General features: G+C 38.4%; 20 protein-coding genes. 6 read left to right on the top strand and 14 right to left on the bottom strand.

Translation table 11 applies throughout. The features are described 5' to 3' along the window. Positions 1-147: 147 nt before the first annotated feature. Positions 148-1455: a hemolysin family protein gene (locus CEQ21_RS11835; protein ID WP_185764757.1), complete on the bottom strand. Its 1308-nt coding sequence runs from the start codon at positions 1453-1455 to the stop codon at positions 148-150. 639 nt (positions 1456-2094) lie between these two features. Here CEQ21_RS11835 and CEQ21_RS11840 point away from each other — a divergent pair. From CEQ21_RS11840 to CEQ21_RS11855, 4 genes are all read left to right on the top strand, one after another. After that, positions 2095-2658 carry a tyrosine-type recombinase/integrase gene (locus CEQ21_RS11840; RefSeq protein WP_185764758.1) on the top strand — a complete coding sequence of 188 codons (564 nt, stop codon included), beginning with the start codon at positions 2095-2097 and terminating at the stop codon, positions 2656-2658. Positions 2659-2683: 25 nt separating this feature from the next. Next, positions 2684-3190 (top strand): cation:proton antiporter regulatory subunit, encoded by a 507-nt coding sequence (locus CEQ21_RS11845; protein ID WP_185764759.1) that lies wholly within the window; start codon positions 2684-2686, stop codon positions 3188-3190. Next, positions 3190-4416, top strand: a complete 1227-nt coding sequence (locus tag CEQ21_RS11850; protein ID WP_127740739.1) for a cation:proton antiporter — start codon at positions 3190-3192, stop codon at positions 4414-4416. The genes CEQ21_RS11845 and CEQ21_RS11850 overlap by 1 nt, the downstream gene beginning before the upstream one ends. A gap of 77 nt (positions 4417-4493) precedes the next feature. Next, complete coding sequence (locus tag CEQ21_RS11855; protein WP_185764760.1) at positions 4494-5525, top strand: AI-2E family transporter; 1032 nt, start codon at positions 4494-4496, stop codon at positions 5523-5525. 19 nt (positions 5526-5544) lie between these two features. Here the strand turns inward: CEQ21_RS11855 and ilvD are convergent, their stop codons facing one another. Further along, complete coding sequence (gene ilvD, locus CEQ21_RS11860) at positions 5545-7221, bottom strand: dihydroxy-acid dehydratase (protein WP_185764761.1); 1677 nt, start codon at positions 7219-7221, stop codon at positions 5545-5547. A 308-nt stretch (positions 7222-7529) separates the two neighbouring features. Further along, entirely contained in the window at positions 7530-8429 is a 900-nt protein-coding gene (locus CEQ21_RS11865; RefSeq protein ID WP_235907365.1) for an aldo/keto reductase, read from the bottom strand. Positions 8430-8663: 234 nt separating this feature from the next. On the opposite strand from CEQ21_RS11865, the gene CEQ21_RS11870 reads away from it, so the two are divergent. Next, complete coding sequence (locus CEQ21_RS11870; RefSeq protein WP_235907367.1) at positions 8664-9296, top strand: VanZ family protein; 633 nt, start codon at positions 8664-8666, stop codon at positions 9294-9296. Positions 9297-9344: 48 nt separating this feature from the next. Here CEQ21_RS11870 and murB read toward each other — a convergent pair whose 3' ends face one another. The 3 genes from murB to CEQ21_RS11885 all read right to left on the bottom strand — a co-directional run bounded on the left by murB (position 9345) and on the right by CEQ21_RS11885 (position 12925). Then, positions 9345-10259, bottom strand: a complete 915-nt coding sequence (gene murB, locus CEQ21_RS11875) for a UDP-N-acetylmuramate dehydrogenase (RefSeq protein WP_185764764.1) — start codon at positions 10257-10259, stop codon at positions 9345-9347. Positions 10260-10425: 166 nt separating this feature from the next. Then, entirely contained in the window at positions 10426-11247 is an 822-nt protein-coding gene (locus CEQ21_RS11880; RefSeq protein ID WP_185764765.1) for an ABC transporter ATP-binding protein, read from the bottom strand. Positions 11248-11332: 85 nt separating this feature from the next. Then, positions 11333-12925 (bottom strand): histidine kinase N-terminal 7TM domain-containing diguanylate cyclase, encoded by a 1593-nt coding sequence (locus CEQ21_RS11885; RefSeq protein WP_185764766.1) that lies wholly within the window; start codon positions 12923-12925, stop codon positions 11333-11335. A 209-nt stretch (positions 12926-13134) separates the two neighbouring features. Between CEQ21_RS11885 and CEQ21_RS11890 the strand changes: the two genes are divergently transcribed. Further along, a complete protein-coding gene (locus tag CEQ21_RS11890) occupies positions 13135-13851 on the top strand; it encodes a tryptophan-rich sensory protein (protein WP_185764767.1) in 717 nt (238 codons plus the stop codon). A gap of 33 nt (positions 13852-13884) precedes the next feature. On the opposite strand, the gene CEQ21_RS11895 is transcribed toward CEQ21_RS11890, so the two are convergent. The 8 genes from CEQ21_RS11895 to CEQ21_RS11930 form a co-directional block, all read right to left on the bottom strand. After that, positions 13885-15273 carry a protoporphyrinogen oxidase gene (locus CEQ21_RS11895; protein WP_185764768.1) on the bottom strand — a complete coding sequence of 463 codons (1389 nt, stop codon included), beginning with the start codon at positions 15271-15273 and terminating at the stop codon, positions 13885-13887. Between the two features lie 259 nt (positions 15274-15532). Further along, positions 15533-16684, bottom strand: coding sequence for a teichuronic acid biosynthesis protein TuaH (gene tuaH, locus CEQ21_RS11900; RefSeq protein ID WP_185764769.1), 1152 nt, complete (start codon positions 16682-16684; stop codon positions 15533-15535). 10 nt (positions 16685-16694) lie between these two features. Next, on the bottom strand, positions 16695-17420 hold the full coding sequence (tuaG, locus tag CEQ21_RS11905) for a teichuronic acid biosynthesis protein TuaG (protein WP_185767248.1): 726 nt from the start codon (positions 17418-17420) through the stop codon (positions 16695-16697). A 36-nt stretch (positions 17421-17456) separates the two neighbouring features. After that, a complete protein-coding gene (locus tag CEQ21_RS11910; protein ID WP_185764770.1) occupies positions 17457-18128 on the bottom strand; it encodes a hypothetical protein in 672 nt (223 codons plus the stop codon). Next, positions 18118-19584: a teichuronic acid biosynthesis protein TuaE gene (tuaE, locus tag CEQ21_RS11915; RefSeq protein WP_185764771.1), complete on the bottom strand. Its 1467-nt coding sequence runs from the start codon at positions 19582-19584 to the stop codon at positions 18118-18120. The genes CEQ21_RS11910 and tuaE overlap by 11 nt, the downstream gene beginning before the upstream one ends. A gap of 29 nt (positions 19585-19613) precedes the next feature. After that, a complete protein-coding gene (locus CEQ21_RS11920; protein WP_185764772.1) occupies positions 19614-20549 on the bottom strand; it encodes an NAD-dependent epimerase/dehydratase family protein in 936 nt (311 codons plus the stop codon). Positions 20550-20561: 12 nt separating this feature from the next. Then, positions 20562-21758 carry a teichuronic acid biosynthesis protein TuaC gene (tuaC, locus tag CEQ21_RS11925; protein ID WP_185764773.1) on the bottom strand — a complete coding sequence of 399 codons (1197 nt, stop codon included), beginning with the start codon at positions 21756-21758 and terminating at the stop codon, positions 20562-20564. Between the two features lie 346 nt (positions 21759-22104). Further along, positions 22105-22761 (bottom strand): sugar transferase, encoded by a 657-nt coding sequence (locus tag CEQ21_RS11930; RefSeq protein WP_185764774.1) that lies wholly within the window; start codon positions 22759-22761, stop codon positions 22105-22107. Positions 22762-22805: the final 44 nt, after the last annotated feature.

The raw sequence follows: 22805 nt of genomic DNA on the forward strand, positions 1-22805 counted from the left end.
AATGATTCTTTTCCAATTATTAGTTTAAAAAAATACCTATTATTGGATGTTTTTACTTTTTTAAACTATAAAAAAATTTCTAAGGCAAAGCCTTCTGTATATTTTCCACAAAAAAGAGGACTTCATGCACATGAAGTCCTCTTTTTTTTAAATTGTTTCTTTTTTTAAGGATGCTTTAAAAACTTCGATGAAATGAATATGATGCTCCTCTATGCTTTTCAGCTTAAAAACATAATCTTCTTCTTCAATTTCATCGCCTTCGACAGCTTCAAAATTATTAGTCAAGAACCAGCCGCCGATTGTATCCACTTCCTCTTCAGATAGATGGATGCCAAGAAGATCGTTTACTTCACTAATAAGTACTTTCCCACTCAAAATATAGTGGTTTTCTTTTATTTTACGGATCTCCGCTACTTCATCGTCATCGAACTCATCACGAATATCGCCGACGATTTCTTCCAATATATCCTCTGCTGTCACAATTCCGGAAGTTCCGCCATACTCATCAAGCAGGATTGCCATATGGGTACGTTCCTTCTGCATCTTAATAAGCAGGTCACGAATAGGTATTGTTTCAATCACACGGATAATCGGCTTCATATATTTCTCAAGATCCAACTGTTCCTGCTCTTGAATCCTTGCTGTTAAGAATTCTCTTATGTTGATTAAACCGATAACATTGTCCTTATCACCATTGACTAATGGATAACGAGTATAGTTTTCCTCTTCTAAAATGTCCATAATTTCATCAAAGGTATTGTCTACACTGATTGTTACCATCTCTGTTCGAGGAACCATAATTTCCTTCGCTATTCTTTCATCAAATTCAAAAATATTATTAACGTATGCTAATTCATTTTTATTTATTTCACCGCTTTTATAGCTTTCAGACATTAAAATACGGAGCTCTTCCTCTGAGTGGGCAAGCTCATGCTCTGATGCTGGTTTTAAGCCAAACAATCCTGTTAAAACACGAGCAGATCCGTTCAAAATCCAAATAAATGGATACAGCAGCCTGTAAAACCAAATAATTGGTGGAGAGAAAAGCAAAGTAATCATTTCAGCTTTTTGGATAGCGACTGTTTTAGGAGCAAGCTCTCCGACAACCACATGGATAAAGGTAACAGACACAAATGCTATCCCAAAAGATAAAATAGTCGAAACAGAACCGGATAAATGAAACTTCTCAAATACCGGATGAAGTATCGCTTCCACCGTAGGTTCACCAATCCACCCTAATCCTAGTGCCGTTACTGTTATACCAAGCTGACAAGCTGACAGATATTCATCAAGATGACTAGTTACTCTTTTCGCAGCTAACGCACCTTTTCTTCCTTCTGCAACAAGCTGATCTATCCTTGAACCCCTTACTTTAACGATTGCAAACTCTGTTGCAACGAAAAAACCCGTAAAAGCTATAAGTATTGCGAATAAAATTATATTAAAAATTTCCAATGAACAGCCTAAAAAGGCTTACACCTCCTGATATTATAAGAAAATTAGCTTAAATTAGCAGCATGTCTGCAAAGAAGGAAATACTCTCATCTGAAATAGTATTTGTAACTTCCTTCTTTTTATGTCGGCACCCTTTTGCACTTTTCACAGGACAATTCACCACATATTTCTGGGTTGCATACTGCGATTTGTAATGAAGGCTATATTTCATTACATACCATCATCTCATCCAATTTAAGCTTTTTTCTATGCATTACTTCATCTATATAAGGAAAATTTTTGCCGTTTCACCGTAACACATAATATGCAGCAGACCTTCTGGATGGACAGACTTTGGTTCGTGTAATGAATATCACTTCGTTTTACTCTATTTGTAATTTCCTTTAGTTGCACAGCCCCATTTCTTCCACCCCCCAAAAAAACCGTTTTAATTGAATGAAATAATTATATAGGTGAACACGAATAATATTCAAGAAAAAACCCTTTCTAAACTATTCTAAATGTGGGAATACAAGCATTGTTACATAATGGAACGTTTTCATTTGACTCATCTTAGGTAATACTCTATAATTAAATTATGTTACTCAATACTATTATTTATATATGTTGAGTAACATTAAATCCAAAGGAGCAGAGAATATGGAAGTTGTAGAAGCAATAAAGGACTTAAAGCAGATAAACAGTATGAAGCGTTACCTAAAGAAACAATCAGAACGTGACTACTTGCTGTTTTTGCTTGGCATCAATACTGGTTTAACGATAACGGAGCTATTAGATATTCGCATCTCCGATCTTCTTGAGGGAGACGGAATCTGCGATTTCTACACAATTAAAAAGGATGATCTTCGGGATGAGCGTAAGGTGTATTTAAACCAAAAGGTAAAAAGGGAAATATTGCATTATGTTTCAGCAAGCAATCATGAACCTGACAGCTTTTTATTCCAATCGAAAAAATCCAAAAATCATCTGAGCAGGCAGCAGGCTTACAGAATCATTCACCAGGCTGCTGAAGCGTTAGGCATCGGCTCCAATATCGGCACTAATTCGATGCGCAAGACATTTGGCTATCATGCTTATAAGCGAGGTGTCGCTATTTCTTTACTGCAAAAGCATTTCCACCATTCCACAAAGCAAGAAACTTACAAGTTCCTTGGGATTAACAAAGAAGAGGTTACCATACCTCGCATTGATGTAAATTTATAAAAAATATATTAAGGAGGAAAGAAAGATGAATATCAGAGAGACTGAACTCCCTGGCATTGGAAAAAAATTCGAACTAATAACAAAAAACAACGACAAGGTAGTAATTGTCATTCACGATGATGGCAGACGCGAGGTTTATCATTTTGATGATGACGACCATGAGGAAAGCATCTCAAGTGTTACTTTCAACGATTTAGAATCAAGACAAATCGCAGGTATCCTTGGCGGGATGGCGTACAAACCAAAAGCTTTAGAAAATATCGAAATGGCTTTTAATGATTTAATTATCGAATGGTATAAAGTGGAGCGTGACTCTAAAGCTGCGAATCATACCATTGGCGATATGGATATCCGCAATAACTACAATGTAAATGTTATTGCCATCATGAAAAAAGGCGCTGACAAGATGCTTAGCCCTGGACCAGAGACATTAGTCGAAGCAGGCGACACCCTTGTCATATCAGGAGAAAGACAGCACTTAAAGAAAATTATCCTTGAGCAATTGACTAGCAGCACTGGAGGTGACACTTAATGGATCACTTAGTTTTTGAAGTTGGTACCGCCTTACTTCTCGTTGCTCTTGCAGCCATTTTAGCGGGCAAACTGAAGTTCTCCATTATTCCATTTTTAATCATAGTCGGCATGTTGGTTGGTCCCCATGCACCCCATTTTGGAATCATCGACCTCAGATTCATTGAAAGTGCCGAAATCATTAACTTTATGGGCAGAATCGGTGTGCTATTCCTCCTCTTTTATCTAGGGTTGGAATTCTCCGTTGGCAAACTGATAAAATCAGGTCGCTCTATTGTCACTGCCGGCACAATATATATAATAATTAACTTCTCACTAGGGCTTATATACGGCTTCTTAAACGGTTTTGACGTAATCGAGGTCTTTATTATTTCGGGTATTATTACTATTTCCTCAAGTGCAATAGTAGCAAAAGTACTCGTCGATTTACGTAGAACAGGTAATGCTGAAACAGAGTTAATACTCGGTATTATTATGTTTGAGGATATCTTCCTTGCTGTTTATTTATCAGTCATTTCCGGTCTCGTATTAGGAGACGCCACTTCCATCGGCGGAACACTGCTTAGCATTGGTACTGCTCTCGGATATATGCTACTATTTTTCGTTATCGCCCGCAAAGGCGCACCTCTATTGAACAAACTGCTTGATATCTCTTCTAACGAGATTTTTATTATTGTCATCTTTGCAGCACTGTTTTTTGTTGCAGGCTTCTCAGAAACAATCCATGTTGCAGAAGCTATCGGCGCATTACTGCTTGGACTTGTTTTCTCTGAAACAGAGCACAGCCATCGTATCGAACAGCTCGTTGTTCCTTTCCGCGATTTCTTTGGAGCTATCTTCTTCTTCAGCTTCGGATTAACGATTGATCCATTTGAGTTAGGCGGTGCAATCTGGTTTACTCTTGGCGCTGTCATTCTGACCATTCTTGGAAACTTTATCGCAGGTATGATTGCCGGAAGAAGAACAGGCTTGTCACATAAAGCATCTGCAAACATTGGGTTAACCATTGTGTCTCGCGGAGAGTTTTCCATCATTGTCGCAAACTTAGGAATCGCTGGCGGACTTATGCCAATGCTCAAACCATTCTCTGCCCTTTACGTGCTAATCTTGGCCATTTTAGGTCCTTTACTGACAAAAGAATCATCAAAAATCTTCTATTTTCTGAACAAAATCTTTAAATGGAAAAAAGTTGACACAAAAAAGAAAAAAACCAGCCAAATATCATAACTTTTTGTTATGATATTTCTCCATTTAAGGTAAAATTAAGGTAAAGATGTAAATCAATAAGGGTCAGGAGAAGGAGAATGGAGTTAGTAAATAAATTAATAGCAAATAAAAGTGCAAAACGAGTTGTCATTTTCGGATTGCTCATTCTTGGGATTTACTTTTTAAGAAGTATGATTAACCTAATGCTTTTTACCTTTATCCTTTCATTTTTAATGGATAGGCTAGAAAAAATTATTTCTAAAAAAATCCCAATCAAAAGAAACATTATCGTCAGCCTGCTTTACCTTATAACGATCAGTTTATTGTCGTATGGATTTATTAAGTATTTACCGATGCTCGTTGAGGAAATTACAGCATTGATTAGGCAGCTTATTGATTTTTACTCTCGTCCTCACGATAATGCCGTCTTGAATTATGTCGTAACAGCCATACAAGCTAGGGACATTAACAGCTATTTGGAACAAGGACTCGGTTTTATTGTCGTATACTTTACGAATATCAGTGCATTTAGCATTCAGTTCTTGCTCGCGATTATATTAAGCTTTTTCTTCTTGCTGGAAAAGCCAAGACTCATTAAATACAAAGAAAACTTTAAAACAAGCAAGATTGCTGCTTTTTATAACGAGATAGCATTTTTCGGAAAGAAATTCGTTTTAACATTTGGGAAAGTTCTTGAAGCACAGTTTATTATTGCGTTAGTCAATTGTATATTAACAACGATTGGTTTATGGATTTTAGGATTCCCGCAATTGCTCGGCCTTTCAATCATGGTTTTCCTATTTGGTTTAATACCTGTAGCCGGAGTTGTGATTTCCCTAATCCCGCTTTTGACAATAGGTTATACGATTGGCGGTTATATGTATATAATTATCCTCATCGTATTTATCTGCATTATACATGCGCTGGAAGCTTATGTTCTTAATCCAAAATTAATGTCTTCCAAAACAGATTTGCCTGTTTTCTTCACATTCATTGTGTTGATTTTCTCAGAGCACTTCTTTGGAGTTTGGGGTTTAATTCTCGGGATACCTGTATTTGTATTCCTGCTTGATATCCTCCAAGTTCAGAGTATTCACACGGAAGATAAACAAAAAAAGTCGATGGAGTAATTACCATCGACTTTTTTTGTTAGATTTTCATGATTCCGCCAGTACTTGCGGAAGTAACCAATTTAGAGTATCGAGCAAGATAGCCTGTTTTAACTTTCGGTTCAAAGCCTTTCCACTCCGATTTTCTTTGTTCCCACTCCGCTTCATCAACGATAGCATCCATTGTACGATTTTCGATATCAATAACAATATGATCGCCGTCTTTAACGAATGCAAGCGGACCGCCTTCAGCAGCTTCTGGTGAAGCATGACCGATTGACAAGCCGCGGGAAGCTCCAGAGAATCGTCCGTCTGTTACAAGTGCTACTTTTGGCCCAAGACCCATCCCCACAATTTGTGATGTCGGTGCAAGCATTTCCGGCATTCCCGGTCCACCCTTTGGACCTTCATAGCGGATGATTACAACATGGCCAGGCTGTACCTTGCCTTTTGAAATTCCTTCAAGGGCATCCTCTTGTGATTCAAAACAAATAGCAGGCCCTTCGTGTTTTGTGATACCATTTTGGACCCCGCCTGTTTTGATGATCGCACCATCTGGAGCCAAATTCCCGAACAATACTGCCAATCCACCTTTTTCTGTATGCGGATTATCAATTGGACGGATAACATCATAGTTCTGTACTTCACAGCCAGCGATATTTTCACCAAGCGTTCTGCCGGTTACAGTCAATGTATCCAAATGAAGAGCATCCTCTTTTTTCGACAGCTCATTAAGTGCTGCTGAAACACCACCAGCTTCATGTAAATCCTCAATATGAATATCAGAGGAAGGAGCCAATTTCGACAGATGAGGAACCCTGCTTGCCACTTCATTAATTCTTTCAAGCGGATAATCAATTCCTGCTTCATTAGCTAATGCCAATGTATGCAAGACAGTGTTTGTCGAACCGCCCAATGCCATGTCCAATGCGAATGCATTATCGATTGCTTTTTCTGTTACGATATCTAACGCCTTAATATCCTTCTCAATTAATTCCATTAGTTGTTTTGCTGATTTCTTAACGAAATCTCTGCGCTCTGGAGCAACAGCTAGAATTGTTCCGTTTCCTGGCAAAGCAAGTCCTAAAGCTTCTGCTAAGCAGTTCATAGAATTAGCTGTGAACATACCTGAACATGATCCGCAAGTTGGACAGCCAAATTGCTCTAATTCCAGCAATCCTTTTTCATCAATTTTTCCTGATTGGAAAGCTCCTACTCCTTCAAATACGGATGATAGGGAAATCTTTTTGCCATCGCTTGTAACTCCAGCCTTCATTGGGCCGCCGCTGACAAATATTGTCGGAATGTTAAGGCGCATCGCTGCCATCATCATCCCTGGTGTGATTTTGTCGCAGTTCGGGATACAAACCATTCCATCAAACCAGTGAGCAGAAACTACTGTTTCAATAGAGTCTGCAATGATTTCTCTACTTGGTAGAGAATATCTCATCCCAATATGACCCATAGCAATCCCATCATCAACACCAATCGTATTCATTTCAAACGGCACTCCGCCCGCTTCTCTTATCGCTTCTTTCACGATTTTTCCGAACTCTTGTAAATGAACATGTCCTGGAACAATATCAATATATGAATTTACCACCGCAATAAATGGTTTATTGAAGTCCTCTTCTTTAACCCCTGCTGCTCGTAATAGGCTTCGGTGCGGTGCACGGTCGAAACCTTTTTTGATCATGTTGCTTCTTAACTCTGCCACTTGTACCCCTCCATTTTCCGATTAAAAAGAATTATCTGTATATTTAAACTTTAAATCATTGTAACACTATCATAGAAAAATTGGTATAATTTCTTCTCATCGTTTTCAGAAAAAATAAATATATCATATAAACCTCTGTTTATCTTTTAAAATAAGGACCTTTATCACATTTCACGTTAAGTATCCTAACATAATTCCTCTTCTATTTATTCCTTCCTTTTACTACACCGCCACTGATTTATTATCTTGAAATAGTTTTATCTATATAAAAAAAGCACCCTATCAAATTAGGGTGCTCACCAAACTAATCAGGAAAAAATCCTGCTGATTTTTGCTGTTTCATCATCTGTCAAATTGACGTCTAATGTTCTTAAGTTATTTTGCAGCTGTGCGACTGTTTTAGCGCCTGGTATAATTACATCCACTGCAGGCTGCTTTAAAAGCCACGCTAGCGCCAAATGAGTTGCGTCAAAGCCTTTTTCTTTAGCCAATGCTTTTAACTGCTCAACCTTTTCCAAGTTTTGCAGGAATGCTTGTCCTTGGAAAAGCGGATCCTTCGCCCGGATATCATCAAATTTAGCATCCTTTGAGAACTTCCCTGTCAGCAGACCTGATGCTAAAGGAAAATATGGTACAAAGCTTATGCCGTTTTCCACACAATATGGCAAAAAGGTGTTTTCCGCTTCTCTTTTCAAAAGCGAATATTCTCCTTGAAAGACTTCCAAGTAACCATCCTTGTTAAATTCCTTTAATTGCTCTGCATTTAGGTTGGATGCGCCAACTGCTCCAATTTTCCCTTCGTCCTTTAGCTCCTTAAGCGTACCTGCCACTTCTGCCAATGGAGTAACACCATCTGGATAGTGAACATAAAACAAATCAATATGATCAGTCTGCAGTTTCTTCAAGCTTTCCTCTACAGAATCTCTTAAGAATTGACGGCTATTATCTAACACAATTTTACCGTCCACTGGCTTATGAGCTGCTTTGCTGGCAATTACTACTTTATCTCTGTTTCCACGCTCTTTGAGCACTTCCCCGATTAATTCCTCTGACTTTCCAAGCCCATAAATAAACGCAGTATCTAAGAAGTCTACTCCTGCATCCAAGGCCGCATTGACTACTTCCTTACCAGTTTCATCTTTTAAGTTAGGAAATAAATTATGTCCTCCAACTGAGTTTGCTCCATAACCTAGCTTCGTCACTTGCATCGAGGTTTTTCCAATTTGAACTTTGCTACTCAAAATGATCCATCTCCTTATTTCCATATTTGGGATTGTAGGAAATTCAAATTCCCGAAAAGATATTGCCCTTCTCTTCTATTATGGGAATCCTTGGATAAATAGTAAAGTAATCTGCACTTCTGCATTTTCGCTTCTACTTTAATTTAAGAGACCATATATATATAATGTATTTATAACATGAAAGGATTTTGAGATTTGAAAGTGTACATACCGAAAAAAATCATCCTACTAGCTTTTCTGACTCTTTTATTTATCATATGGATTCAGACGGATATCGAATTGGCTCTTAACTTCCCAATAATCCTCCTTCTGCTTGTCCCAATGTGGACTTACTACAGAATTTATCGTTCGAAAAAAAAACAAGTTGTCGACGTGAAAAGGGAATTACTTGTTAATTTCTTTTTTCTTTATTTATTGATGGTCATGTACGTTACACTAACTCCCTTTCATTTCACTCCTTTAGGTAATAGGGGGAATATCAACTTAGTTCCGTATGTGCAAATACTTTATCAATATGAAAATAAGCCTTCTATTTTTTGGATGCTTTATACACTTGGCAATATTATTATGTTTATTCCTTTTGGCTTACTTGTACCTGCCATTTATCGGCGAAGATTTAAGTGGCTTGCGACAATCTTTTTAGGGGCGTTTGCTTCATTAACTATTGAGGTTACTCAATACTTTTTTACAGTTGGGCGTGCCGCAGATATTGATGACTTTATTTTGAATGTATTTGGAAGTCTATTGGGATATTTTTTATACAGATTTACAAAGATAATTAAAAGTAAATATCCGGAAAATATCCAGACAAACCAAGGACTAACTAAAAAATAATGAAAAAAGCCACATTGCTTAAAAGCAATGTGGCTTTTCCTTTTATATCTATTTATCTTCCCCAATTATTCTAACTTCTGTTTCCAAGTTAACGTCATAATTCTCTTTGACTGTTTTTTGTACATGTTTGATTAGGGAAATATAATCGTCTGCTGTCGCATTATCAACGTTAACGATAAAGCCAGCATGTTTTGTAGAGACTTGTGCTCCGCCGATTTTTGTTCCTTGAAGATTGCTGTCTTGAATCAATTTTCCGGCAAAGTAACCTGGCGGCCTTTTGAAGACACTGCCGCATGATGGATATTCTAAAGGCTGTTTTGATTCTCGAAGAAATGTTAATTCGTCCATCTTCGCTTTAATCACATCATAGCTTCCAGCTTGCAGCTGAAACACCGCTTCTATCACTATATAGTTGTTTTTCGCAATATTACTAGTGCGATACCCTAGTTCCAAATCATCCTTTTGAACAGAAATGATTTCCCCATCACCTGTAAGTACAGTGGCGCTTTCTAACACATCTGCAATTTCACCACCGTATGCTCCGGCATTCATATAAAGGGCACCACCGATTGAGCCTGGAATCCCACACGCGAATTCAAGACCTGTTAAGGATTGCTCCAATGCAAATCTGGATGTGTCAATGAGGGCTGCTCCACTTTGAGCATATACCTTATTACCTTCTAGTCGAATATCAGCAAGCTTTGTCAAGTTGATCACAGCACCGCGAATTCCGCCATCCTTGATTAGCACATTTGAACCATTTCCTAAAATCGTAATTGGGATTTCGGCTAGAAGTGCTATTCTATAAGCTTGCTGAAGCTGTTCAAATGTAGTCGGGAACAACAGGTAATCTGCATTCCCGCCGATTTTTGTATACGTATACTGACTTAATGGTTCATCTATTTTCACTTCATCTTCTGTCATTATCTGCAGTAATTTTTCTTTCACATCATAATTTTTCATAATCTCAACCTTCTGTTAATATTTCAGTCCTTAAAAGCACCTTATCATTGTATAACAATCTTGCTTATCCTAACGACAACAATTATCTTTTTTATATGAATTTTATATTTTTGTAACATTATATGAAGTAAACATCTGCTTTATGTCTTTATAACTGGCTGTTATCTCAGCCTGGAGCTAGCGATTTTTCTTTTGTCTGTTCCATTCCTACTAAGTCATATGATAAACAAACAGGCTTATTTGTTCTTGGATCTGTCACTATTTCTGCATCCACATGAAAAACATCCTTCAAAACTGCTGCTGTCATTACCTCATTTGGTGTACCTTCTTTTATTAGCTGACCCTTTTTCATTGCAATCATCTTATCAGAAAAACGCGAAGCATGGTTAAGATCATGGATCACCATCACAATTGTTCTTCGCTCTTCTTCGTTAAGCTTTTTAAGTAACTGAAGCACCTCTAGCTGATGGGCCATATCAAGATAGGTAGTCGGCTCATCCAGCAAAAGAAGCTCCGTCTCTTGAGCAATTGCCATTGCTATCCACGCCCTTTGTCTTTGTCCGCCTGATAAGGTATCTACTTCTTGGTATTTCCATTCAGATAAGCCTGTAACCTCAAGGGCCCATTCTATTACTTCTTTATCTCTTTCCCCTAATCTGCCAAAGCCCTTTTGATGGGGGGAGCGACCATAGGAAACAAGCTCATACGTTGTTAAGCCATTCGGTGAATCTGGAGATTGGGGCAGCACTGCCATTTTTTTGGCGATATTTTTAGTGGGAATCTTTTGAATGGCTTCGCCATCTAAGTAAATCGCCCCAGCCTTCACTTTATTTAACCTAGCTAAAGCCTTTAATATCGTCGACTTTCCACAACCATTCGGTCCGATAATTGTCGTGATTTTCTCAGTTTCTATTTCCAGACTCAATTGCTCCACAATAATTTTTTCGTCATAACCTATCTTTACATCTTTTGCTGAAAGGATATTCATTTAGAAGCTTCACTCCTTGCCTATTCCCTGCCTAACGCGTTCATTCGCTTAAATAATGTTCTAATTCTATTGCTTGTCCTAAAGGTTATTTTACAGAATATAGATAGCCTTGTTCCCGAAACTCTTTATTTATTTCAATATACACTCTGTTTCTGCCATTTCGTTTAGCTTCATACAATGCCAAATCTGCCTTTTCGGCAAGAATGCTTAACGCTTCCTCAGAATTACTAATATTCCTTTTAGCAGCGACCCCAAAGCTTGCCGTAATAGTCAGTGCATCTCCTTTTGAATGGAAACTCGACACTTCAAGTGCAGCTCTAATTCGAGTTGCTACTTCTGCTGCTGATTCAAGAGAGTAACCAGGAAGTAGCAGCACAAACTCTTCACCGCCATATCTGCCAAACAGCATATCATTCTCAAGCAGACCCTGTGTAACAGAAACGATATGCCGTAAAGCATCATCTCCCGCAAAATGTCCATACGTATCGTTAATTCTTTTGAAATGATCTATATCAAACAGAAGCAAGGATGTACAATCCTGAGCTTGACTATTTTCCATAATTGCTTGCTTGGATTTCTCCATAAAATACGTTCGATTATATATTTTAGTAAGACCATCATTATAGGCCAATTCTCTCAACTGCTTGTGTACTTGCTTTAACTCTGTTATATCAATAATAACAACTGCTGTTCCAACAACAACATGATTTCGCTTATGAATTGGCGAAATTCTTATTTGATAATATTTGTCTCCATCTTTCCATTCTAGCTCATTAATAGAATCCTCATTCACACCCTTATGAAACGGTAGGGTTTCACCGTTGTACCTCATTATATCATCAATCCGTTTTCCATTCTTCAAAGCCGGAAAGAGCTGGGATGCAAGTGGGTTGTATTCAACTACCTTTCTCGATAAATCCAGAACAATGACAGCATCCCTCATACTTTCAAACAGATAATCCTTAGCAACAGGAGCAACTGTCAGCATATGGGTAGACATGATTGCCCATAAATACAACAAACCTGTAATACACATAACAATAGGTACAGGGTCAATGCCATATGGCGTTAATCCTAATAAATACAGCAAGGATGTTGTAATCGGCAGCAAAACGCCAATTAATAATGTTAAAATTTGCTTCCAATGCTTTGTCTTTGTTTTAATCCAATACCAAATTAGAAAAAGTGCTGCGACAAACAATGTGCCAAATGTGTAGCTTCCGTGGACAACATACCATTGTCCAACTGTCATATCCAGTAATAAAGCACCTTGGCTCTGAACAAAATTAACCTGCTTGTAAAATAAATGGTGGTAATTATTTGTTGATATAAAAATAAAGGTGAGCAAAGGGATAAGATAATAAAGAAACAATGTTTTTCGATTGATATGCTTATCAAGGCCTATATACTGCAAAACAAGAATCAAGGTTGCTGGCGCAGAAAAAGGCATACCTAAGTATTGAAAGACAACCCAAAACATGACTCCTTCCCCTGTTGTACTCGTGAGTTCTAGTGCATGTCCAAATGCATAAATGGCAGAAAACAGCGACAGCCAAGCAAATGTTTTTGTTCCAGCAAAAACATGCCTATTTGTATAGCCAATAAAAGTCAGTACAAGCTGCAATACCCCGCCTGTAGCCATGATTACAATATATGTCAATATAATTTGGTCCATCATTTTTAATAGCCCCTATTTAGGAATTCTAATATCTTTTTTTTATTCAGCTTTCATTATAATAATGTATAAAGATGCTTTCTACAAAAAATAAGAATATGTTAAATCATTAGTATTGTTCTCCATCAAAGCAAAAACTTTCCTAATATTTTCATTAGATGATTATATGTTTTAGATTGGTGGAATAAGAATGAAAAAAAGGAGGGTTTGAATTGTCCTATCTCATTCTTAGCCTGTTGTTTTATGTGATTATGGTCATAGTCAACGCACTTGCCAATATCATCCCAATCAATGGTCAAACAACTGGTGAAATTTCAAATAAGCTAGAAGTGCTCATAACCCCTGCCTCCTATGCATTTATGATATGGGGTGTGATTTATGTTTTGTTGGCCGTCTGGCTCGTGCGGGGCTTCATAAAAAAATACAGGGGAATTTCATATACGAAAACAAGCAGCACTCTATTTGTGATTACATGTATTCTCAATGCCTGCTGGATTCTCGTATGGCACTATGAGCTATTTGCCATATCGGTAGTAGTTATTCTATTATTGCTGTTAACACTGCTTATACTTTATAAATCAATAAAATCTGCTGCTTATCGCTTTTTCGATGTCTTTCCATTCTCAATTTACATAGGCTGGATATCCGTTGCTTCCATTGTTAATATAAGCTATTTCCTCACATACATTGGTTTAGGTCCACCTGAGCCACTTTGGACTGTCTCTTTACTTGCTGTCGGCGGAATTTTAGGGATATTCTTCCGTGTTATGGAAAAGGATTGGGCTTATTCCCTCGTAATTATCTGGGCTTATATTGCAATCGGGATTAAAAATTGGCAGACTGAGCTTGCTGTATCTTACACAGCCTTCTTTATATCCCTGCTCCTGCTAATCCTAGTGTTCATTAGATTTAAGAAAAAACGGCCATAAGAGAGGTGCTGGTTCAAACCAGCACCTTTTCACTTATAAAAAAGATTTTGCTAATTCACCAGCAATTTCCTCTCCATTTGCGATACACGCAGCAATTCCCACTCCATAATAAGAACTGCCTGCGAGCAGTATATTCGGGTAAACGTCAGCCATCCCCTTGTTTATTGAATCAATTGCAGTTTTATGCTGAAGTGAGTAAACAGGCATTAAGTCATTCCACTTTGTCACTTCATAGCTTGTTGGCTTTTCCGTGATTCCGAGACTTCTCTCAACATCCTTAACCGCTACCTTTAACAATTCCTCTTCTGTCAATGAATTAAGATGATTGTATGCCGGATTCGACTTTTTATAGAACAATCTCAGCAACAAGCTGCTGCTTTTAGAGGTATGTGTCCACTTTCTGCTTGTCCATGTACATGCATTGCAGGTTAAATCACTATCCTCTGCAACTATGAATCCAGTGCCATCCTTTGGAAGTCGGTCGTCTGGAATGTCATACGCAAGGTACATTGTAATATTTGATGAGTTTTGAAGCTTAGCAAACTCCTCTGCAAGACCTTCTGTCGCAAGCAGCTTTTCAGCAACCTGATGCGGTGCAGTGAGCACAATATGATCTGCCTGTAAATTACCGCCGGTTGCAAGACCAACACTGTAGCCCTGCTCCTCTTTTCTAATGGAGGTAACTGCCGTTTCCTTTTTGATTTCAACATCTTCCAACACTTCCTCAAGACGGTTAATAATCGTCGAGAGTCCATTTTGGAAGGATATAAATTTTTTATTCGAAGCAGACTGAAATTGACTTTTATTTTTTCCTAGTCCGTAAATGATGCTGCCGTACTTCTCTTTATAATCAAGTAAATACGGTAGGGTTGAAGCCATCGTTAAATTATATAAGCCTCCAGAATATACTCCTGCTAATACAGGGGTAATTTGTTTTTCAACGATCTCCTTCCCTAAGAAGTATTCCAAGAACTCTCCTATGGAGGTTTCCTTCGTAAAGTGTTTATTTGTTTTGAATAAGTCCTTAAGTGCTTCAAGCTTTCCTTTTGGAGAAATTAGCTCACTCGATAACAAGGATTCTATCGTCATCGGAATACCGAATACAGAGTCTCTTGGTATTTCTAAAAGCTTATCCTTCGTATGAATATAAGAAATTCCAGTTGCATTATATACAAGCTCTTCCTCTAATCCCAACTCTTGTACGAATGGGAGAACATTCTTGTTTCTCGCTACTATAGAATCCGCTCCGGTTTCCATAATAAAGTCTCCTTTTTGAATGGAATGAATCTTTCCACCTAGGAACTTTTCTGCTTCTATTAATATAAGCTTGATATCAAGCTTATGTTCTCTTTTTATTTTCTGTAAATAGTACATGGCAGATAAACCTGTTATGCCTCCACCAACAACGACTACATTCTTCAAAATAATTACACCGCCTCGCAAATCTTTCCTGTATATATTATGCCATTATTCCCATTAAAAAAGAGAATATATATCATGACTTTTTTGTTAACAATTAAGGATAGCCACTTAGAACTATTCATTATTTTAGCATTGTTTACCGAGAATCGCTTTTAACTAGCTTATATAAGTAAAAGGAAGAGACTGAATAAAATAAATAACCCAAACTATTACGCGAAGGACATAATAGTTTGGGCTTATAATAGATGAGTTTTTACTTTCATAGCTTTGTCATTTGTGCAAAGATACTGTTCCAATCTTTAGTTTTCGCTAGCGATATCCGTCTTTCTTCTATATTCTTTACCGCTTTATTTATCCTCATTTCCTCACAGGCTAATATAAAGCTGTCTGTATCACTGCCTTCAAGGCAAATATATACGCCCTTTTCTGCATATCCCTGTGTGGATGGAAGATTTGTTCCAATCGCGGCTTTTCCAGCAGCAAGGAATTCAAAAAGTTTAAGAGGAAATATCGCTTTATTATAAATGGACGGTTTGTATGGCATAATGCCAATATCAATTAAATTCATATAATGGGAAACTAGTGGCGGTGGTACACTACCTGTCCAGGTCACATTTGGAAGCTTCAACAGTCTTTGAAACTCTTCATTTCCATTTGTTCCGTCAGGCCCGACAAACAGGAACTGCCAATCCGGCTTGCGCTCTGCTGTTGCCTGAATGAGGGCGAAATCCAGCTTTGGCTTTATGCCGCCAATATAGCCTAACACAGGTCCATTACCCTTTATAACTTGATCAGCCTTTTCCTTATGTTGAAAAAGGGAAAAATCCACACCATTTTCATATGTGTATACCTTTTCTCTGCTTGAGCCTTGCAGCCTTTCTTTCACTTGCTCCTCTAAAAACACAGAGGTACATGTGATAATATTGGCCTTATTGATAATTGTGCTCTCGCCACTATGAATGATCTTATGCTTGAGCATCGATACTGCTGATTTACTGCCATTAATGGACTCAGCCCATAAATCACTGCAGTCATATATAATCTTGTTCCAAGGAAACATGTTTGCCAAGTTTGGAAATGCGGGGTATGTGTACCATAGCTTAATCTCATACATATCCTCTTTATCCTTTAAATACGCAATAAGTGAAGCTAGTTTATTTTTATAGAAGATCGAAATAAACCGACTGAAACGTAATAGTTTACTTTCTCCTAGGTCAGCAATTTTCCATTGTCTAATACCATTTTCCAACAACTTCTCAGCATTACTGTCCAGTGATTTCCCAGGACATAACCAAATTACTTCATGTGTATCCTCTTGTTTTTGTAAATATTCTGCCAAACGATGTCTTCTATAGCGCAATTGGTCATTTTCCCATTCTCCAGTTGCTACTAGTACATGAATTGATTTCATCCTGACCACCTTACATTCTTTTTCTTATCGCATGGTAGGCATAATGCGAAAAACACCATGCTGCTTTAGCAAGATTAAGTCTCTCAATTTCCCGATAGACAAACCATGTCTTTTGAGCTGACTTCCACTTATTATTTGAGATAGAGTCATTGCCAACTCGGTATTCTGCAAGTATCTCAGTCATTCCATAAGCGTTATGCCCTTTTTTTAAGATGCTAAGCCATGTTGCCAAGTCCTGCCGGGTCCGTATATTCGGCATTTGGAATGGTCCAACAATGCTTCGATCAACTATAACTGTTAGACAGCCTACGATTGTATTTTTCAGCATATCTTGATAGGAGATGACCTTTGGAGCATGGACCCACTTCTTAAGTGATTCTCCATCTCTTGATATATATTCATAGGAAGAGAATGTAAAAGCATAGCTGTTCTCCTGCATAAAACCAAGCTGCAACTCAAGCTTATTTGGCTTCCACCTGTCATCACTGTCTAAAAAGGCAATATATCTTCCAGAAGCATTATCTATCGCCATATTTCGTGCCATGGCTGCCCCGCCATTTTCTTTTCTGTGCTTCACTTGTATCCGTTTATCTGCTTGTTCCCACTCAGCCAAAAGCGCTTGAGTTCCATCTGTTGAGCAATCATCAACAATAATCAGCTCCCAATTGGAGTAAGTCTGACTCATCACAGACTGAATACTATCAGAAATAAAACCCTTGCTATTGTAAGACGGCATAATTATTGAAACCAATTCTTTCACAATGACACCTCATTATTTAGAATGTGCTCGGATGAATTCTGGGGTAATTAGGATTAGGACACTAGCAAGAATTCCTAATAACGCACCTAAAACAACTCTATCCTTTACAGAAGCCTCTTTGATCTGCCCCTTTAAATAAGCTTCCTTTATTAACATAGCTGGTTCTAAGCCAAGCTTTTCTGTTTTCAATTCATACAGAAACCGCTCTTGGTCAACAATCGCATCACTGCTCGCATTTGCTGCCTCTAATGCCTGTATACTTGATTCAATTATTTCGCTTTTTTCCTCATAGGCGGACTTATCTAGCTTCATAATTGCATTCTCAATTTCAGAAAGTTTATCTACCGATTGTTCATCATTCCCCGTTATGTTCAACACAACCAATTTACTTGGGGTAACAGAGACAGTCAGCTCTTCCGTGATGCCTTCCTCCCACACATCTGGCAGAATGTTTTTAAATGATGTTTCATTTGATAACAAGGAAACAAGCTGATCGGCATTAGTTAAATAGCTGTTTTCATAGTTTCCTAGTTTAATTATCGCTTCTGAACTATATTCCGACTGCCCGTTGTTGTTACCTATAGGCATAAACCAGCCGATAATTGGCATTGCTAGGCATATAATTAAAATTGCCCATCCAAATTTTTTCAATCTGCCAACAATTCGTTTCAAACTATCTTTCATGAATTCCAATCCCCTTATCCACGGTGTTAAGTCTGTTTTTAAATACTGACAAAACGGAAATGATAAAGCCCATCAATACCCAATGAAAATACAAATTACTGATTGTACTCGGGCTGATACTAGATGCCAAAAATGCTGCCAGTCCGACCATGCTTGCCTCTAAAAGCATTTTATAAGCACGTCCGTTAGCCTTTCTGTAGATCCTGTACAATTGGATAAATAACGAAAGGATTAACCCGATATAACCGAGAAGAATAAAGATCCCAAAGTTGCCAGCTATTTCGGCCAGCCAGTTATGCACTTGCAATACACCGCCTGTTGAAAAGGCTGAATGATGCTTTAAATAATAAGAAATATTTCCTGCTCCCACGCCCAATCCAAAAGTATCAACGATATACTGAAGGGTGTTTCGCAGCAAATTTATTCTCGCTAAGTTGGAGGGCATTGTTTCAGTTGCACCATAATAGCTTGCTTGTGTGAAAGCCAGCTGGAGTTTGTCTAATATTCTTCCAGAGAGTAAAACAATAGCAATCCCTGCTACAGAGACAGAACCTATTAAAAGCAGCTTTTTCACTTTGTCACTTACCAGCAGGAAGACATATAAGCACAGCCCAATAATGACTGCAAGTATGCCTGCGCGTGACTCCGTCAAGTAGATGACATAAAGGGTTAAAATACTCAAAAAAAGCGCAGGTATCCGTACCTTTAAACTACTGCTGTTTTTGGCTGCTGCCACATAGAAAAAGAAGGTAATGCTTAAAAACGTGGCAAAATCATTCTGGTTCGTAAACACAGCGGTTGGAAAGCCATTTCTATATTCACCAGCACCATAAAGACTCGAGCTCGGCAGTTGAATACGAAGGAAATGGTTCATTAAACCAAGCACCAACAAAAAGATGGTCATTCCCATCCAAATTCCGTAAAAGATTAATAGACGGGATATTCGTGTAAATATAACATTAGCCAAGTATACGAATAACACCCCCATCCACATGAGAGACATATACTTGAAGTTATCAATAATTGATTTCGACCAAAGCATTGATACAGTGCCATACGCAAGCCAAATAGCTAAAAACAGCCAAATACCTTTAACAGAAATTCTATTAAAATCTGCTTTAAGACCTTTCTCTGAGAGTGTATACAGGAAATAAGTGGCTACTGCGGCAATGAGTAAAATTCTGTACAGAAATAAACTAAAAAAACCAATGTTGACGCTTAAAATAGACTGATTCAAAAAGGTAGTAACGAGGGTTGCATATACTGCCCCCCTCGCCATATCCTCCAAGCCAAACGTCGATTTTAAATATAAAAAAAGGAGCAGCCCCCCTAAGCTCACAAGCAGAAGAAGCGCAAGCCTCATATCGGCTTCCCTCATCGCATAAAGAAGGGGGAGTAACACCATGACAACGATTAGCGCTCCAATTGTCTGGCGGACTAGTTGCTTGCTTTCCATTTACTGTTCAGACCCTTTCTTTCCGTTAGTCAATTTGTGCCTTGGAGCAGACTTCTCGTAAAAGCTAACGTATCCTTCAAACCATCCTCCAGGCTTGTTTGCGGGGCCCAATCTAATAGTTCTAACGTTTTTTCATTACATAAGGTACTATGCAAAATATCCCCAGGTCTCGCATCCTTGTGCTCTGCCTTTAATTGCATATCACCTGCTCTTACCATTGTCTCCCATAACGCATTGACTGTGATTTGCGTCTGAGTTGAAATATTTACACATATATTGCCTTGAGCATTTAAGGCTTTAACATTTGCTTTTGCGACATCCTTTACATAAATGAAGTCCCTTGTCTGCTCTCCATCTCCAAATATAACTGGTGCTTTTCCTTCAGCTATCTTGTCAGCAAAAATAGAGACGACACCACCTTCGCCCTTTGCATCCTGTCTTGGACCGTAAACATTACTGTAACGAAGAATGCTGTATGGCAACTGGTAAAACTTATAAGCCATTTGCAAATACCTCTCCACCGTAAGCTTAGTTAACCCATACGGAGATTCTGGCATTGTCGGATGATCTGTTGTAACAGGCAAGAAAACCGGATTTCCATAGACGGCTGCAGATGATGCAAACACGAGCTTTTTAACAGACGCTTTTATAGCTGCTTTAATAACATGCAATGACCCCTTCACATTAACATTTTCATCATGCAGAATGTCATGGACTGATTCGGCAACACTCACTTGAGCTGCTTGATGGATAATGTACTCTGGTTCTAGAGAAGCAATGAAATCTATGCTGGAGGAATCGGTAATATCATATTCGTACAATCTAATTGGAAGATGGCTAATATTTCGATAATTACCTGTAGTTAAGTTATCTATCACAATCACTTCATAATTATTTGCTAACAACTCTTCTGCAATATGGGAACCAATAAATCCTGCTCCTCCTGTTATAACTACTCTGCTCATCCTTACTCCCCCTTAATGCTTTGTTAAATGACTTTGACCAAATGCCAGATTTCGATAGCGTTCTTCTAAGATTACGGCATTCCTGCCTACATGAAAGTTTTCTTGTACTGACTTAAACAAGTTTCCTTTAATAACTGAAAGATCATATTTACCTGATGTATAGTCCGTTACTCTTTCAACAATGCTGTCGACTGATTTTGGCTGGATTAGCAAATGATTGTACTCACCGAAAAGGTCAGGGACACCTCCAACTGCTGTGCAGACAACTGGTACTTTCATAGAAATTGCCTCAATAACAACAGTTGGCATTCCTTCAGAATAGGAAGGTAATGCGAATATATCACTTGCCTGTAAGAAATCTTTCACCTTATCATTACTAATTTGCCCTGGCAGAAACAACCGTTTTCCATATTGTTCATGTGCTTTCAAATCATCCCTCGCTGGACCATCTCCGACCAACACAACAGCCATATCGTCTGGCAAATGGTTGAGACTATCCACAAGCTCGTAAACTCCTTTTTCCTTCACAAGCCTGCCAATAAAGGTAATCAGCTTTTTGTCTAAAGGAAGCTGAAGCTCCTTTCTGACCTTTTCCCTCGAGATTTCCTCATATTTAAATTCAGACAGATTTATACCAATCGGCAGAACAACGCTTTTTCTTCCCGTCTTTTTCTGGGCTGCTTCAGCGAGATTTCTTCCAATAGCTACTACTTCATCAGCAGCATGAACAGAGCGCTTAAATGCACGGTTCGCACTCCTGCTGAAGGAGGGATAAACATGTACATCGCTCCCGTGCAGTGTAAGCAGCCATGGTTTTTGCAGCTCTCGTGACACGATATGGGCTGCACCTCCTGATGGCATCGCAAAATGAGCGTGTATCATATCAAATTGAATTTGCTTATCTTGGATTGTCTCCAAAACGGCCTTAGCAATTCTTTTATCAGGCTGTGCCCATCTGAGTTGCCCTGGAAGTGCTGTGTAGATTGGCCGATAAACCTCAACTCCGTTTCGCACTTCAAGGAACGGCAAACTCTTACGCTTGTATGTTTTCTTCAAAGTCCTTAAAATGGCATGATTTTGCGGTGTTGGGCAGATCACTGTTATATTTAGCCCGAGTTTTTTTAAAGCTTGAACCTGTGTCTCATGGAATACGCCATTGCCAGGCTGTTCTTTACTTGGATAAACGCTCGTAATCCAAAGAATCTTCATGCTTCTCTTCCTTTTTCGTTTTATTTAAACCAACTGTTAACTTTCGGATAACAGCATAATAAGCTGAGCATGCAAAATTGTATTGACCGTTGTACTTGAAACAAAAGCCACGATGAATATAACAGGCAGCCATTAAAAAGCTCAGGAGAATTGTGGGTAGACTCCATCTAAATATTCACTGTCAAATATAAACATAGGAGGTGCTTTTTTGAGAATAAAACACGTCCTCTGACCACACAAAGAGAAATCAGCTTGTCTAAAAAAGCAGCACTAACTAATAACTGCTATATTATCAGAATGCCGATTTCTCCTGTGCGAATGTAAACTTTACTGTAAGGAAGTACAATTAACGGGCACCTTCTCCAGTAACCAATACTTTTACTGTCTTCAGCATGATTTTTAACTCAAGCTTAAATGTCAGGTTAGATATGTACTCAAGGTCATACTTAAGCTTTTCACCTGGGGTGATTTCATACCCTCCACTTACCTGTGCGAGCCCTGTTAAACCAGGCCTTACTGCAAGCCTTTTTGCAAAGCCGGGTATTTCACTGTCAAACTGAGCTGTAAATATCGGTCTTTCCGGACGTGGACCGATCATGGACATGTCACCCTTCAAAACAGATAAAAGCTGTGGAAGCTCGTCTATTCTTGTTTTTCTCATAAAATTCCCGATTTTTGTTACACGTGGATCATTTGCTTCAGCCCATTTAGCGCCTTCCTTTTCCGCGTCATTATGCATGGAACGAAGCTTTATTAAATTAAAGTAATTTCCGTTTTTTCCAACTCGTTGCTGGATATAAAATGGTGAGCCAGGGCTCTCTAATACAACTAGGATAGCGAAGACAGCTATGATTGGTATCGCCAAAATTATCCCAATGCTTGCAAGCAGCAAATCTAAACACCTCTTCGTATAAAGGTAGTATGCTGCTTCCTTTGGTACGGAAAAGTTTTCCCCTTCGACAATGGAATAATCGTGGTAGATATTCAAGCTCTTTTCACGCATTTATTGTCACCTCGTAGACTGTTTATGTGTATTTTGAACCTTTG

This window comes from Niallia circulans, assembly GCF_007273535.1.
GTDB classification, from domain to species: Bacteria; Bacillota; Bacilli; order Bacillales; family Cytobacillaceae; genus Niallia; species Niallia circulans_B.